The sequence below is a fragment of the Trichocoleus sp. FACHB-46 genome, from assembly GCF_014695385.1.
Lineage (GTDB): Bacteria > Cyanobacteriota > Cyanobacteriia > FACHB-46 > FACHB-46 > Trichocoleus.
The window spans coordinates 220,756-236,085 of the sequence record NZ_JACJOD010000006.1 but is presented as its reverse complement, the minus strand read 5'-3'; the positions used below and the strand labels follow the sequence as shown (position 1 = coordinate 236,085).

The following is a 15,330-nucleotide window of genomic DNA, read 5'->3' as shown; positions in this document are numbered from 1 at the left end:
AAACCTAGGCACCATAAACTCGGTGACCATCCCCAGGTAGCAGAGTCAGAGCCGTAGGACGAATCCGAGTTCCGACTGTGACTTCTAAACCTCCTTCCCAATCTTCGACGGAGAGCACTTGGTCGTTAGAGGCGTCATCAGAGGCGGCGTAGTCAAAGTAGCGGCATTGTTCGGCTTGGCGGTTTAAGGTGGTGCCGGCACGAGTCATTCGCGCTGTGCCCGCTTCCACTTGCCGATAAGCCACACCGCCAAACGTGAGATGCGTGGGAGGCGTGCTAGGAATATCTAAACCTTGGGTTGGCTCCAAGAAATTGACTTCCACTTGGTCATCTTCTTCTACGGAAAGCCAGCGGAGGCGATCGCCATCTTGCAACAAGTACTCTAGCCAGGTGTAGCCGTTGCTGTCGTAGGTGAGCTTGCCCTCTACGACCCAGTCGGTGCCCATGTATTGCACAATATCTCCCACCTCTAAGGTGAAGATGGTACGGGCTAGGGAAGGTAGTTGAGCGCGATCGCCTTGATTGGGTAAACGCCCCTGCGACTGGCGCACGACCAAAACTACACCAACTACCACCACTGCAATCACGCCAAGCCAAACTAATGTGATCATCCTCCACCTCTCTTCCTTAGTGATAAGCTGCCCAACGTGGATCAGCTTGATACTTCACCAGCACTGGGTTTGCTAAGCGATTGATTTCTACATTGCCAAGTTGCACATCTTTAGGCAGTTGGAAGAGTTGTTGCAACAGTGGTTCCGTCAAAAACTTGGTGGCAACAGGTAACTTCAGCGTTGCAGCTTGCAAGGGGGCACGCATTGCCAAAACAAAGCCCCAAGGCCCGAAGCTGGGGACATCCGTGACGTAAGGATGCACCGATAAACCAACTGATTCCAGCGTTGCGGCGACACAGGCAAAGGCTCGCGGGGCAAAAAAGGGACTCGATGCCTGCGTCACCAATACTCCAGCAGGCGCTAAGCGGGTTAATAAACGTTGATAAAAGCCTTGAGCATAGAGCTTAGCAAGTGTGTCTCGGTCGGGGTCTGGAAAGTCTGCAATAATCACATCAAAGGTTTCGGGCAGCGTCGGTACGGTTAAGAAAGCATCCGCCTGCCTGACCTCTACACGCGGATCATCCAAAGCGTGAGCATTGGCTTGCACGAGAAAGGGATGTCGTCGCGCCAAATTAATCACTGCTGCATCTAGGTCAACTAACAATACCCGCTCCACTTCGGGCCATTTCAGCACTTCCCGCAGCGCTAAGCCATCTCCTGCGCCCATCAGTAGTACTCGACGGCGATCGCGACTGGCACTCATGGCGGGATGCACCAGAGCTTCGTGGTAGCGATACTCATCTAAGGTGGAGAACTGCAAATCTCCATCCAGAAATAAGCGCACGTCTCCTGCTTGGCGAGTCAGCACAATCCGCTGATAAGGCGACTGAATACGGCTGATCACTGGGGCGTTGTAGAGCGTGTTTTCCAAGCGATCGCCCAATGGCACAGTCAGCGGAGCCAAGGCAAAGAGGCCAAAACAAACCACTAGACCCCAGCGCCGCCAACGTCGTAGTTGGGGGAAAGTCCGACCGAGGGCAAACACCATGAGAGCAGGTAACGCCCCAATCAACGCCGCCGACGGAAACATCCCTACTGTGGGTAACAAAACCACAGGCAGCGCCAACGACCCCACCAGTGCCCCCAAGTAATCCAGCGCTAAAACCCCAGAGAGAGCATCTCGTACTCCCGCCTCTTGCTCCAAGATTCGAGTCAGCAGCGGCACTTCCAAACCTGCCAGGGTGCCCAACAGCAACGTCACTAGAAACAACCCAATCCAGACGGGACCGTTGACCACAAATAAAATGAATAGCCCTAGTGGCAGCAGCGCACTCAGCGGCGCGATCGCAAGTTCAATCTGGGCAAAGGTGGTTAGGAGTTGCTGCTGCTCCTGTCGCAGGCGATCGCTCTCTGACTGAACTGCTACTAGTTCATTGGCTGAGTCAGGAACGGCAATGAATCGGCTTAAATAAGACCCAACTCCCATCGCGGCTAAAAAGCCACCCACTGCCACCCCATAAGCAAGCGCCTGATTGCCAACTAAGTAACTCGCCAAAGTGCCCAGCAGCAGTTCAATTGCTAATCCACAACTCGAAGAAATCGCCGTTGCTGCTAACAACAAATGCCGCTGCCGCCGACTTAGACTGAGATTTTCTGGCTCCCCAGCCTGCATGGTCGCTTGCCCTAGAGATGTCATGTTACTTGCCTGCTCCAGGGCCACCCCCACGAAACTCACCGTAGCTGGTCCGTTCCGGGTTAGCCAGCCAAAGGCGGTTGTGGTAGCGACCCGATAAACTGGTGCCGTATCGGGGCCAATACATCGGTTGCCGTTCTTCTCGGAGGTGTAGCGAAGAACTCTGGGTGTACCCAGCGGTGAGAGTAATACCTGTAACCAGGAGAGCCGCGATCGCAAATGCAGAAGTCATGATCTCATTCCTAACTTATAGGGACCAACAAATAGGGACCAACAAACATTGAGTTAAATGGTTTTTAGGTGAACCACCTGAACAGGAATTAAAGTCTTGGCTCCATCCCGAACGACTAATTCGGTTTTGTCAATTGGGCCATCAGGAACCACTTCGGCGTAGAAGCCATAGGAACTGCGCGGCTCTAGTAGAAAGAACACGGTGAGTGTACCAGTGCCTTCATCTACTTTGCCGTTTTCTTTAGACAAGCTGAGCTTGACCGGAAACGAATTGGTATAGATCTGCTCACCGTTCTGGTCTTTAACGAACAACTCGACTTCTAATGCTTTCGGAGAAGTTTCATCAGAGGTAATGTCTACTGTGACCCGCACCAAGCGATCGCTCCCACCCATTACCGCGCGATCGCCCACATCGCTATCTGGGATAGTCTTTTCGATGACCTGAGCACCTGTAAGCGGAACAGCGACTAACGACAACAGGGCTAAACTAGTGGTGCCGATCAACCCAGCCCAGAGATAGCGACCATCCACCACCCCATTCTGCACTGTGACTGTGATCGGCACAGGTTGATCAATTTCTTGCCCGGAAGTGTTGGTATAGTCCAAAACCTGAATCGCGATCGTCATGGGTTCGGATTGGTTAGGGCGGACATCCAAACCACCCGTTAAATCGGATTCTTGCCAAGTGCCCGATTCGCCTTCCTCATTCCAAGTGCCTGACTCACTCCAGGCTTGCTTAATCCCGCTGGCGAGTAGATTGCCTTGGCGATCGCGCAGTTGAATTTCGTAGGTGACCCACTGGTTGTCTGGAATCGTAGCTTCGGTGTCGATTCGCAATGCGCCAATCGGTGTTTTTTCAACCTGAATGGGTTGGAGTTCTGTCGCTTCTTCAGGGTCTACATTCAGGCTCGTGGCGAGCAACGTCTTGCCTACAAAACCAGCATTGATTAACGCCAGCAACATTACTACCGCTGTAGCCAAGGTTAAGTAAGGCCAAGGGTCCATAAAGCGGCCCGATCGCTGGGTTTGCACTTGTACGGGCATAGGCTTCCCTCAACTTACGGTGATTCACAAGGCTACTAAAGCACTCCACGCTAAAGCACTCTAATAAAATTTAGAGTTCCCAGTCGGAATGCTTCCTGCTAATAATGCCAATACATTTGCAGCCGCCCTGTTTCCGCAGTGTTTTAGCGCGGAGATAGAGGACGCGGTTAGCAACTAGCTAACGTGGGCGATCGCTTTCCAAACTCAACAGGCGAGCGAATTCATTCTTAACCATTTGGTAGCACTCACAAGATGATGCCTCTAATCTTTTCCGATCTAGAATCCGGATCTTGCCTCGACCATAGGAAATCAACTGCTCCTGCTGTAGCTGTAGAGCTGCTTCTGTCACGCCAGAGCGTCTCACTCCTAGCATCGTTGCTAGAAACTCCTGGGTTAAAGCCAACTCCTCTGAACCTACCCCATCACTACTCATCAGTAGCCAGCGACTGAGCCGCATTTTTATGGCGTGATGGCGGTTACAAGCAGCGGACTGCGACGCGACAACCAGGAGAGTATGGATATAACGGTGAATCAAGCTATAGAAGTCTCCCCGGCGATCGAAGGCAGCCTTGGCAATGTCTGACCTAACTCGGATGCCCTGCCCCGGAATCTGGACCATGTTCTGCATCGGAGTGATGCCAGCATCTAAGAAGACAGGCAAACCCACAACGCCTTCACAGCCAACCGAACCAGACTCTACAGTTGCCCCATCCTCCAACACCGTCACTAAAGAAGCGAGTGCCGTAGTCGGAAAGTAGATGTAGGGAATCGGCTCATAGGGCAGAATCAGGGGTTGACCATGAGTCAGCTCAATCTCCTCTAGGTGAGGACGCAGAAGTTCCAGCTCTTGACTGGGTAATTTAGCCAGCAAGCGATTTTGAATTTGCTGGCCTTTTGGCAGACGAGTCGATGTTGAGTCCATCTTCTGTGTGAGGTTGTAGGGTGACAGGACGCCAAGGACAGCCAAACTTAGAGCCTTGAATCATTTGAATTCAAGGTGTCATTCAAGCGATTAACTTTGATCGAAGTAAATGGCGTTGGTGAAGCACATAGTAATCACTCTTAATCTAACTATCACCGTAGCAAAACTGGCCCTGGTAATATTACCCTCTGTGTGATCGCCTATACAGTTCTATAGTGATTAACGGCCGCGATCGCCTATTACATCTGCCTTCGCTGAGCCTTACCTAGACTCGGTTTCATCTATTGTCTAAATAGTTTGATGCAAAATCAAACGATTCCCTTCCGGGTCGTAAGCGTAGATTTCACGCCCATGAGTAGCCACAATGATTTCACCTAGGGGAGGAGCAGCGATCGCCTCTAATTGAGCGATCGCTGTGTCTAAATCTTCCACCTCCAAACACAAACTCATGGCACTATGTTCTGGAGCTTGAAACTCTGATTGATGGCTAGTTTTCGGCTTAAAAATTCCTAACTTTAACCCCGGAAGCCGAAACTCAGCATAGACATTTGGCAACAGAAGCTGAGGGTCTTGCTGCAAGAATTGGCGATAAAACTCCAGCAAGCGATCGAAATCAGTGGCAGCGATCGTGACCCAAGCAGTTTGGCAACGCATCATTTTCTTATCATCTACCCAACCTACTCGTTTTCTCAAAAAATTAAACCGCACGAGGCGTTGCACTCAACGCTTCATACGGCGATCGAACCCTATAAGGGGATATTACCAACTTGCTAAATTCTTTGGCTTTGCTGGAATTTCAACTTAGGTAATCAACTCAATTGGCGGTTTAACTAGGCGATCGCCCAGTTGCTTCGCAGCTTTAGAGAGAAGCGGCTTCTACGACCTCATCTTCAAGTTTAGTTTTGGCTTCCTGAAACTCTTGGCCTAGCTGCTTGAGTTGCTGCTCATCCATGCCATCTCGCGCAGTCTCAAATACTTCTGACTCTTCTTCCTGCACGTGGTGCAGAATAGCTTTCTTCAGTTCAGCAATTTTTTCTTTGAACTCGGCTGAGTCAGGGCTAAGGGCTTTAATTTCTTCTAAAAGTGCAGCCGCCTCTTCATGCTCTGATTCTGCTTCGGCGATCATTGCATCTGTATCCTCGTACTCTCTCAGCCCAGGGTAGAAAACAAGTTCTTCGGCCCGCGCATGCAAATTGACTTCCTTATAGAGCTGGTTGAAGTATCGATATAACTGCTCTAAATTAGACGCACTCTCAATTTGAGAAAAGATCTGCTCAACTTTGCGGTGGTCAGTAGCAATTAAATCCAGAATGTTTTGGTTCTTGTCCTTAGCCATCACTTGCAACTCCTTGGATGTTGCTACTTGCAAAACTTAGAAAATTCCCACCACTACAGTGGTGGGAACATTGAGGTTATTGAGGTTTGCTAAACAGATAATGATTCAAATGCAGTTAATAACTACTTCTTAGAAGCAGACATTTGATCTTGAAGTTGGCTCTTAGCAGCCTTAAACTGAGTTGCCAATTGCTCAGACTGATCGCTGCTGAGGTTGTTGCGAATTGCCGCAAACATAGTGCTCTCTTCTTGACGGATGTGGTCGCCCACCGCTTCCATCAACTGGCGCACTTTATCCTTAAACTCGGAAGAAGCAGGGCTGAGAGCCTTGATTTCTTCAAGCTTGCGCTTCATCTCAGCTTGCTCGTCGTATAGCTCCTGAGTGTCATTCTGACCGTAGAAGGGACGCACAGCAGGATAAACTACCCGCTCTTCTGCTTCAGCATGAACGCTCAAGTCTTTGTAAAGCTGACCAAAGTACTCTTGGATCTTTTGAGGATCGTTAGAACCTAGGATTTCGGTAAACAGAGTGTTGGTCTTGTTGTGGTCTAAACGGATCACATCTTGGATGTTCAGGTCAGATTTATCCGAGTTCTGAGTGATCACGCTGCCCGCTACACCAGAGAGAGCAGCAACGGCATCTTGTACCCGTGCCCACAGACCTTGATCCGCTTCTTGTCCGGTGAGTTCACGCACACCTAGCACTTCTAGTACGCCCTTGAGTTGCTCTTGGTGCGCCCGGTTTTCAAAGTTGACGGTGTTGAGGGGAGTGATGGCGAGTTCAACGTCAGCGCCGACTTTCTGAGCCGCTTTGTGGACGACCACTCCGCTCATCACTAGTTGATGCTTAAGTAGTTCATGCTGGAACACTTTCTCAAAAATGCTTAGCTCAGAACCGCCCATCAATTCTTGTAACTTGTCAACGAACTGACGGATGGTTTGCTTAGGCTCAGACTTAATACCGTACTGCACAATTACGGTTTCCAAGACGCCCATGTTCTTCTGGTCATCTTTGAGCATCTCTTGGAAACGATGACGAATATCTTGGTCATTGATTTCGCTGATGAATCTTTGCTCATTAGCGATGACCAGCTCTTGAAGAGCTTTAATATCAGCTAGCTTGGTACCAATCATCATCCGCTTTGTATCGTCAAGCGTTGTTACCATTTCTAAACTCTCCTGCTAGTAATCATTAGGATCGGAACTATCTCTGAGATTACTCAGGCGGTTAGCCAGGTTCATCCTTCTCCCGGCTGATAAAAAAGGCTGTTTCAGTAGGAAGAAACCTTTGATTTGGTGTTGCACAAAGGTTAGCATATCTAGTTAGAATTGGCAGAATAACTAAAGTTATAAATTTTCAGGTCAGCAGCAATCTAAAGCTAGTTTTTATTAATATTCAAGAAACATTCAAAGATTTGATAAATATAATTAGTTCCGTCATCCACCCAAAGGTATAGAATCACTTCGAAAAATCTATATTCTTTTGCTGATACTTCTTGTCAGGCTAAAATTCATAAACTATAAAAAGTTATTTTTTGATTAACTTAATTAGTTTTCTCCTAACAGCTTCTTAGAGTCTGTTTAGATCGTGCACTTCCGTCTAAAGACGGCTGGTGCGGTTTGTGGCTTAGCTCTATGCGATTTTCGATTTGGTGCTGAGGCCAAAGGTTAGCGAAAGCTGATGGACGAGACTGAACTAACGCGATCGCCAAACCTAAGCCCAAAAGTCAGCCCAAAACTGGGTCCAAAACTGAGTCTAAACCTAAGCTGTTATCCCACCTACTTGATTGATTTAGGATTACGCCTTCGGAGCTTCATTTCATGGAAACATACGACGTTGTCATTATTGGTGCAGGCCACAATGGTTTGGTCTGTGCTGCTTACCTACTCAAAGCGGGCTATAGCGTTCTCCTATTGGAAAAGCGGTCTGTGCCGGGTGGCGCAGCAACCACGGAAGAAGCTTTACCTAAAGAAGCTCCTGGTTTTCAGTTCAATCTCTGCGCGATCGACCATGAATTTATCCACTTAGGTCCGGTTGTAGAGGAACTGGAACTAGAAAAATATGGCTTGGAGTACCTCTACTGCGATCCGGTCGTATTCTGTCCTCACCCTGACGGCAAATACTTTTTAGGCCATCGCTCGGTTGAAAAGACTTGTGCAGAGATTGCTCGCTACAGTGAACGAGATGCACAGAAGTATGCGGAGTACACAGATTTCTGGCAGCGGGTCATTGGCTCGATGGTACCGATTTTCAATGCGCCACCCAAATCCATCATTGATATCGTGGGCAACTACGACATCAAAAAGATGAAAGACCTATTTTCTGTCATTGGCTCTACCAACAAGACGCTGGACTTTATCCGCACGATGCTCACCAGCGCGGAAGACATTCTCAACGAGTGGTTTGATTCTGAGTTTTTGAAGGCTCCTCTGGCTCGATTAGCTGCCGAGTTGGGTACTCCCGTTTCCCAAAAGACTAATGCGGTAGGCGCGATCATGATGGCAATGCGCCACAACCCCGGTATGGCTCGGCCCAAAGGCGGCACTGGGGCCTTAGTCAAAGCTCTGTTGAATTTAGTGACTAGCTTGGGCGGTAAAGTCCTGACCGATCAGCATGTAGAAAAAGTCTTGATCGATGACGGGAAAGCGGTGGGCGTTCGGGTGGCGGGTGGCACCGAATACAGAGCCACCAAAGGCGTGATTTCCAACATTGATGCGAAGCGGCTATTCCTGCAATGTATGGATCACTCGGATGTGGATAGTGCTGATCCGGAATTACGGGAGCGTCTGGAGCGGCGGATTGTCAACAACAACGAAACAATCCTCAAGATTGACCTCGCTCTCTCGGAGCCATTACGATTTGAGCGCTATAACCATCAAGATGAATACTCGATCGGTTCGATTTTGATTGCCGATTCTGTCAGGCATGTAGAAATGGCTCACAGTGAAGCGAGCGTGGGCAATATCCCCGATTCTGACCCATCCATGTATGTGGTCATGCCCTCAATGCTCGACCCCTCACTAGCTCCTGAAGGCAAACATACAGTCTGGATCGAGTTCTTTGCCCCTTACCAAATTCATGGTGCAGAAGGCACTGGGCTACGCGGTACCGGGTGGACGGATGAGCTAAAAAACAAAGTGGCCGATCGCTGTGTGGAAAAACTGGCAGACTACTCTCCCAATCTGAAACACTCTGTCATTGCCCGTCGGGTAGAAAGCCCTGCTGAATTAGGAGAGCGCTTAGGCTCTTACAAGGGCAACTACTACCACATCGACATGACCCTTGATCAAATGGTGTTCTTCCGCCCGCTTCCAGAGCTGGCAAACTACAAAACACCGATTGACGGGCTGTTCCTGACTGGAGCAGGGACGCATCCGGGTGGATCTATTTCTGGGATGCCTGGGCGTAACTGTGCCCGTGTCTTCATCCACGCTCAACAACCGTTCGCATCAGCTATCTCTGATGCGGGTAATTCTCTCAAGTCAGTCGCGAAATCAGTGTTTCGGATGTCTTAAGACCTCATCCCTCGCCCCTTCTCTCATAGGGAAGGGGAAATTCGATAGTTCAGTCTTTAAGTAGAGAAAAAGGTCGTTCCCACTACTGAGGTAGAAACTCGGTGAAGCTGGTGAACTATAAAAACGGGGCTGTGTCCCTTTGCTGAGTTGATTTGTGTTGGGTTGATGACGGAGCAAATTTTAATTCTCGGTGGCAGTGGGCGGATCGGCAGCAGTGTGGCAGCAGATATTGCAGCTCATACACAAGCTCAGATTACGATTACTGGGCGAGATGCGATCGCTGGACAAGCGGTTGGCGATCGCTTAGGTCCGCAGGTCCAGTTTCTAGCGCTTGACTTAGCAGAATCCGATAGAGTCCGAGAGGCGATCGGCCAATCCCAATTGGTCATCCACTGTGCAGGGCCTTTTCCCTATCGCGATGCCAGTGTGCTCAAAACCTGTATTGAGCTGGGCGTGGATTATCTCGATGTGAGTGATCATCGCTCCTTTACCTGCAAAGCGGTGGATTACAAGGCAGAAGCCGCAGCCGCAGGCGTCACCGCGATCGTGAATACTGGAATTTTTCCAGGCATCTCCAACAGCATGGTGCGCCGGGACGTCGAGCAGTTAGACCAACCGGAGCGCATCCACTTAAGCTATGTGGTGGGTGGATCGGGAGGTGCTGGCATTACGGTGATGCGAACCACGTTTTTAGGTCTGCGCCGTCCCTTTGAGGTGTGGAGAGATAACGAATGGCAGGAAATCAAGCCTTATAGCGATCGCGAAGCCATTCAGTTTCCGGCACCTTACGGGCGAACTGGGGTTTACTGGTTTGACATGCCCGAAGCCTTTACGCTGCCCGACACCTTCCCTGAAGTGAAAACTGTAGTCACGAAGTTTGGGACTGTCCCAGATTTTTATAACTATCTCACTTGGAGCGTTGCCCACTGGTGGCCTTCTAGCTGGCTGCGGAACTCTGCGGTGATTGAGTTTTTGTCTCAGGTCAGCCATCGTATGACCGATTTTACCGATCGCTTTAGTGGCATTGGTGTCGCTATTCGCTCTGAAGTCACGGGTCAAAAAGCAGGCGAGGCGGTTCGTTGTTGCTCTACTTTAGTTCACGAAAATACGGCGATCGCAGCAGGGTATGGCACAGGGACTTTGGCGGAGCTGATGTTGGCGGGCAAACTCAAGAAACCAGGCGTTTGGCCTGTAGAACAAGCCCTACCCACCGACTTATTTGAGCAGATCATGGAAAGTCGAGGTCTCAAGATTCACCAGTCCTGGGAACCTATCCAATCCAATAGCCCAAAAGCATAGGGCAAGATGCTTTGTATAGCCAGAATGTTCCCTCTGACAGAAGGCAGTGCGATCGCTGGCTTGTAGGATGCCTTTCAGCCTGAGTTAATAGATTATGAGGGAATTTTAATGCCAGGAATTTTCTTGAAGTTAGGGAAAGCCCTACTGCAACAAGTCCTAGTTTTGGGATTGATTACGTTAATTAGTCTAGGTGGCTCATTAGCCTTTTTACAGCAACCTAGCTACGCTTCTGCCAGCACCAGCAACACTTTAACCCCTGAAGAGAAGATAGACCGGGCCTATAGTATCCGCGCTGGCACAGGCATTCGGGAAGAGGAATATCAACGCCGCCAACAAGAAGGCCAAGACCCAACCAAGATGAAAGATCCCTACACTAGGGAGATCAAGCCTGACCAAGAAGCTGTCCCCGAAACTAGTGGCTTGGAGAAGAAAATTGATCGTACTCGCAACCTAGTTAGCAAAGTAACGGGTCAGAAGTAATCGCGTTCATTTCCCTTTTCGGTGGTCGTTTTTCGGTTATAGGATAGCGTTTTAAGTTTAGAGGAGGTGCCTTTGGCAGGCACCTCCTCTACATTTTGGCTACTTTTTCTAGTTTCAGGATGGCCAGTGGTAGCTTAGATACACATATTTATCAGAAGTTACCAGAGAGGCTGGAATGGATATCTCTCGTTTGTTTGTACAACTTGTCATTGCAATGGTGTGTGCTGGCGTGGGTAACATGCTGATTCCTCGCCAAATCCCCGGCAAGATCTTCGGTTTGCTCATCATCGGGTTGGCAGGGGTGTGGCTGGGTGAATGGACCACCAACCTCTTGAAGCGGCAATACAATCTCAGCTTCGGATTTTTAGAGTGGCGGATTGAAGGTGTGCCCATTATCCCTGCCATTATTGGCTCCGCGATCGTGCTCTATATCGTGACTGCCTTACTCAAATGGGGTCGTTACAATAACTAGTTGCTCTCCAACCCTTGCTCTGACTCTGAAGCTAGTTTCTGCCCAATTCTAGGTTCGGTCCCTGCCAATAGTCGCTGAATATTAGCGCGGTGCCGCAGCACTACATACAAGCCACCCGCGATCGCAAACAACTGGTAAGGCAAAGGTTGGCCGAGCAGCACCATAAACACCAACACCGCGATCGCCGCTGTAATAGAGCTGAGCGAGACAATTCGCGAAACTGCCATCACCACACCAAAAACGGCGAAGGTGGACAAACCGACTTGCCAAGACAGTGCCAGCAACACCCCTAAACCAGTCGCTACTGATTTACCACCTGTGAACTTGAGCCAAATTGATTTGCTATGTCCCAGTAGCGCCGCCAGACCCGCTAGCGTCACCATCCAATCCAAGGCTGAGCCACTTGCGACGCTGCCTGCTGCTGTTGCGAGTGCTTGGGTTTGTGCTAAGGAATAGCACCAACGCACCAAGGCGATCGCGAGAACTCCCTTCAAGATGTCAATCAGCAAGACTGCGATCGCTGGACCCTTGCCTAAAGTCCGTAAGACATTGGTAGCGCCTGTAGAGCCAGAACCATGCTCTCGAATATCAATGCCTTTGAGCAAACGACCTGCTAAGTACCCTGGTGGAACTGACCCCAAAAGATAAGCCACCCCTAACAGAATCGCGTTCACCGCTAGCCAAAGTGCCATGCCTCTTTCCCCTCACCCGTTCAGATTGCAAACTCATTCAGTCTCTAGAAAAATCTTGGCATTTGAGGGTCCGGTGCAAAAGCCAACCACAGGGAAAACTGCAATAGAGACAAGCTAATTTGGTCTTCTGTGTCATCCACAATGATCAGCGGCAATTGATTTTCTTGGACCAAGCGATCGGCTTTTTGAATCAGCGGCTCTGGCGCTTCAAATAGCACAATGCCTTGCTCTGGACCAAAGTCAGCGCGAGAGATGCCTAAGCAATCTTGCAAACCGCGTCGCCACTCGCCCAATCGTTCCGGGGTATTAGCCAAGATCAGAGTGCGGACGCGGTTGCCGTACAGCCGACGCAAAATGGAAACAATGGCAGCAGAAACCAAAATATTTTGTAAGCGGCTGCCCATTGTCCGCAGTGCTCCGCGGCCCCCTTGGGTAAAAAACCAGTTGGACACCCGCTCAGCATGGACCGGCTCAAAGGTGCGTCGCAACTGCCACGGTGGCCCATAGTAGTCGGGTGAGTTGCGATAGCGATCGAGTAAGCTACGAATTTGCTTGGTTTGGTCTTGAAAAGATTGCTCCGCGAACTGCGGATTGGGGGCAGCTTGGCGCTCTGCTGACTTTGTTTCCGTCACCACCGCTACTGGAGCTTCTTCTGCTTCAGGTACGAGTTCCAGTTCTTCAGCTGCATTGACTAAGTCTTGCAGGCTACCCACTAAATAATCTTTGAATCCTTGCACCCGAATTGCTAGGTCTTGAGACACGCCCGCAAAGGTGGTTCGCATTTCGGTCCGAACGCGCTCTTGCCGTCGCTCCAACTGCTCTACAGCAATTTGTAGCGTCTGCTTGCGCTGCTCTAATTCCCGCAGCCCTTCTTGCACCAAGCGCCCCATTGTGGCCTGGGTTTCTGCTAGTTCGTCTTGTTGCTGCTTTAAGGTTGCTTGCAGGGCTTGGATCTCTTGTTGTAACGCTTGCTCTCGACGCTCCAACTCAGCCACTCTTTGGGCTGGGTCTGCGGTACCATTCGGCCCTATCTCGGCGATCGCGTCCCCAAAGTTCAACGGCTGCGGAGATAGCTTGACTTCAAAGGTGGGTTCTGGCGTTGGAAGTTCGTCTGAGTTCATAGGAAATTATCACAAACTATATTTCTTAGTTGGAATTCGCTTTGGGGCAATGTTGTTCTAAACAAGTTTGCAGCATTTTAGGGTCAAACAAGATGGGCAGAAAGTGAATACTCTGCACTTCCTTGAAGTAAAACAAAATGGGTACCTGAGGCCAAAAGATCTGCCAGTTTTGCCAATCTTGGTAAGCGAAACGGCGAATTAATGTTTCACCACGATAAATGTCTAAATCGGTAGAAGTAAAACGTAGGCGCAGTGTGACGGCTTGGAACAGCAAGAATAGGCCAAATAGCGCGATCGCCAAGCCAACCCAAACTTGAACTAGCAAAAGCGGCACCGCACCCAAAACCAGGACCACTGGCAAAACGTAGCTAGGCGATAGCTCCACGACAGAAGTGGATTGGTTGGAAGCAGGAGTGGCAGTCACAGGTGCTAACCCTCTTGTTGAGTGCACTACTATTCTAAGGGGTTGCGGCTTTACAACCCTTCCAGCACTGCACTACCTGTGCCCCGAAACAGCAGCCAGGACAGAAAAAAGTTAGAGATAAAGATTGCTAATAGCGCTGTCACCACTGCGGTAGTTGTAGATTGCCCTACCCCTTTAGCACCGCCTGTAGTAGTCAGGCCCCAACTCGTACCAATGACTGCAATCAGCGCCCCAAACACAACTGACTTAATCACAGAACTCAGTAAATCGCCCACATCTAAAAAATTCCGGGCTGAGTTGAGAAAGGTGGACTGCGAGAGGTCGTAGAGATTCGTCGCAATCAATAAGCCGCCTGCCATGCCAGTCACAAAAGACATGAGAGTTAAAATTGGCAGCATTAGGCAGCAGGCAATCACGCGCGGAATAACTAAGTAATCAATCGGGTCAGTTTTGAGAACGTAAAGCGCATCAATCTGCTCAGTCACTTGCATCGTGCCGATTTCTGCCGCAAACGCAGAACCAACTCGCCCTGCCAATACCACCGCAGTCAGAACTGGCGCTAGTTCGCGAGCGAGAGATAAGGCTAGGACGCCTCCGACAGCATTACTCGCTCCGAAGGTAATAAACTCACGCGCTACCTGAATCGTGAACACCATGCCGACAAAAGCAGCTGTAACGAGGGCAATCATCAGAGAATCTGGACCCGCCACTGCCATCTGATCGAGGGTGTTGCGACGGTGAATCTTACCGGCTAGGAGATGGATGAGAACTTGTCCACCTAGCAGAACCGCTGCCAGCAATCGCTGAGTCCATAAACCAAAATTGGAACCGGGTGTCGTTTCGCTCAATGGGAGGATGTAACAGGCAACAACCTTATCCAGAATAAGCCGATAGATCCTGATTCGGGTAGAGCATGATTCGAGAACTACAGTCAGAAAATGCCTGACTGAAAGGTGAAACCCCACTCAATCTAATGAAGCAGTGTTAAGTTTCTGAGCGATCGCCTCAATCAAATGGCGGGATCGGCCACAGTTCTTCAACAACCTTTTTAATGAAGATTTAAGATTTTTGAAATCTACTTTTAATTAGAGCGATCGCGATTATTGTAGAAACCAGTAAGTATGCTTACCCCATACTCATTGTCAGTCCCACCGGAGTATCCTTCCCTGCATGAGTATTTTAACCCCTTTTCTCCGTTCGCTACTGCTGACAAGTGTTTTGAGCTTCACTGCTCCTCTGATCTTAGTGGGAGCTATTTTAATCGGTCTCTCTTTACTAGGCTTCGTCCCCTTGTTAGAGTCGGTTGGGGCAACGGGAGTTAAGCAGGTTTTACAGTTTTTGGCTACATTCGGCAGTGGGCAGCCATTTCAAGGTCTCGTGATTATTGGCTTCGTCTGCGGTCTAGTTGGCGGCTTATTCGACACCTTTAACTTCTACCGCTACCAAAATCTCCGCAACCATTAAGCTCTGTGATGCTAGCCAGCAGAAAGCCCAACCAAATGGCTGGGCGGAACGTCACGCAAACCTAATTGCTATTTCTAGCTTCGCTTG

17 protein-coding genes are annotated in these 15,330 nt (G+C 49.7%); 5 read left to right on the top strand and 12 right to left on the bottom strand.

Going from position 1 to position 15,330, the window contains the following annotated elements; genetic code table 11:
- Positions 1 to 4 precede the first annotated feature (4 nt).
- The 8 genes from H6F72_RS01400 to H6F72_RS01365 form a co-directional block, all read right to left on the bottom strand.
- Positions 5 to 610: a DUF4178 domain-containing protein gene (locus H6F72_RS01400; RefSeq protein WP_190431244.1), complete on the bottom strand. Its 606-nt coding sequence runs from the start codon at positions 608 to 610 to the stop codon at positions 5 to 7.
- A gap of 16 nt (positions 611 to 626) precedes the next feature.
- Positions 627 to 2,246, bottom strand: a complete 1,620-nt coding sequence (locus H6F72_RS01395; protein WP_190431243.1) for a polyamine aminopropyltransferase — start codon at positions 2,244 to 2,246, stop codon at positions 627 to 629.
- 1 nt (position 2,247) lies between these two features.
- Entirely contained in the window at positions 2,248 to 2,475 is a 228-nt protein-coding gene (locus tag H6F72_RS01390) for a hypothetical protein (RefSeq protein WP_199298817.1), read from the bottom strand.
- A gap of 53 nt (positions 2,476 to 2,528) precedes the next feature.
- Positions 2,529 to 3,518 carry a hypothetical protein gene (locus tag H6F72_RS01385; RefSeq protein WP_190431242.1) on the bottom strand — a complete coding sequence of 330 codons (990 nt, stop codon included), beginning with the start codon at positions 3,516 to 3,518 and terminating at the stop codon, positions 2,529 to 2,531.
- Between the two features lie 178 nt (positions 3,519 to 3,696).
- Positions 3,697 to 4,440, bottom strand: a complete 744-nt coding sequence (locus H6F72_RS01380) for a Crp/Fnr family transcriptional regulator (RefSeq protein WP_190431241.1) — start codon at positions 4,438 to 4,440, stop codon at positions 3,697 to 3,699.
- Between the two features lie 288 nt (positions 4,441 to 4,728).
- Positions 4,729 to 5,160: a VOC family protein gene (locus tag H6F72_RS01375; RefSeq protein WP_348252004.1), complete on the bottom strand. Its 432-nt coding sequence runs from the start codon at positions 5,158 to 5,160 to the stop codon at positions 4,729 to 4,731.
- Positions 5,161 to 5,299: 139 nt separating this feature from the next.
- Positions 5,300 to 5,776 carry a hemerythrin domain-containing protein gene (locus tag H6F72_RS01370; protein WP_190431240.1) on the bottom strand — a complete coding sequence of 159 codons (477 nt, stop codon included), beginning with the start codon at positions 5,774 to 5,776 and terminating at the stop codon, positions 5,300 to 5,302.
- Positions 5,777 to 5,898: 122 nt separating this feature from the next.
- Positions 5,899 to 6,942 carry a hemerythrin domain-containing protein gene (locus tag H6F72_RS01365; protein WP_190431239.1) on the bottom strand — a complete coding sequence of 348 codons (1,044 nt, stop codon included), beginning with the start codon at positions 6,940 to 6,942 and terminating at the stop codon, positions 5,899 to 5,901.
- 654 nt (positions 6,943 to 7,596) lie between these two features.
- Between H6F72_RS01365 and crtO the strand changes: the two genes are divergently transcribed.
- From crtO to H6F72_RS01345, 4 genes are all read left to right on the top strand, one after another.
- Positions 7,597 to 9,291, top strand: coding sequence for a beta-carotene ketolase CrtO (crtO, locus tag H6F72_RS01360; RefSeq protein ID WP_190431238.1), 1,695 nt, complete (start codon positions 7,597 to 7,599; stop codon positions 9,289 to 9,291).
- A gap of 165 nt (positions 9,292 to 9,456) precedes the next feature.
- Positions 9,457 to 10,590, top strand: coding sequence for a saccharopine dehydrogenase family protein (locus H6F72_RS01355; RefSeq protein ID WP_190431237.1), 1,134 nt, complete (start codon positions 9,457 to 9,459; stop codon positions 10,588 to 10,590).
- A 108-nt stretch (positions 10,591 to 10,698) separates the two neighbouring features.
- Positions 10,699 to 11,070, top strand: a complete 372-nt coding sequence (locus H6F72_RS01350; protein ID WP_190431236.1) for a hypothetical protein — start codon at positions 10,699 to 10,701, stop codon at positions 11,068 to 11,070.
- Positions 11,071 to 11,245: 175 nt separating this feature from the next.
- Complete coding sequence (locus H6F72_RS01345) at positions 11,246 to 11,542, top strand: hypothetical protein (protein ID WP_190431235.1); 297 nt, start codon at positions 11,246 to 11,248, stop codon at positions 11,540 to 11,542.
- Here H6F72_RS01345 and plsY read toward each other — a convergent pair.
- From plsY to H6F72_RS01325, 4 genes are read right to left on the bottom strand one after another with little or no spacing between them, the layout of a single operon-like run.
- The gene (plsY, locus tag H6F72_RS01340) at positions 11,539 to 12,234 is read right to left on the bottom strand and encodes a glycerol-3-phosphate 1-O-acyltransferase PlsY (RefSeq protein ID WP_190431234.1); all 696 of its coding nucleotides are present in this window, start codon (positions 12,232 to 12,234) and stop codon (positions 11,539 to 11,541) included. The two genes, H6F72_RS01345 and plsY, sit on opposite strands and share 4 nt — an antisense overlap.
- A gap of 44 nt (positions 12,235 to 12,278) precedes the next feature.
- Positions 12,279 to 13,355 (bottom strand): DUF3086 domain-containing protein, encoded by a 1,077-nt coding sequence (locus H6F72_RS01335; protein ID WP_190431233.1) that lies wholly within the window; start codon positions 13,353 to 13,355, stop codon positions 12,279 to 12,281.
- Positions 13,356 to 13,380: 25 nt separating this feature from the next.
- Positions 13,381 to 13,779 (bottom strand): DUF3119 family protein, encoded by a 399-nt coding sequence (locus H6F72_RS01330; protein WP_190431232.1) that lies wholly within the window; start codon positions 13,777 to 13,779, stop codon positions 13,381 to 13,383.
- Between the two features lie 50 nt (positions 13,780 to 13,829).
- Positions 13,830 to 14,627 carry an MlaE family lipid ABC transporter permease subunit gene (locus tag H6F72_RS01325; RefSeq protein ID WP_190431231.1) on the bottom strand — a complete coding sequence of 266 codons (798 nt, stop codon included), beginning with the start codon at positions 14,625 to 14,627 and terminating at the stop codon, positions 13,830 to 13,832.
- Positions 14,628 to 14,949: 322 nt separating this feature from the next.
- Between H6F72_RS01325 and H6F72_RS01320 the strand changes: the two genes are divergently transcribed.
- Complete coding sequence (locus H6F72_RS01320) at positions 14,950 to 15,243, top strand: hypothetical protein (RefSeq protein WP_190431230.1); 294 nt, start codon at positions 14,950 to 14,952, stop codon at positions 15,241 to 15,243.
- Positions 15,244 to 15,330 lie beyond the last annotated feature (87 nt).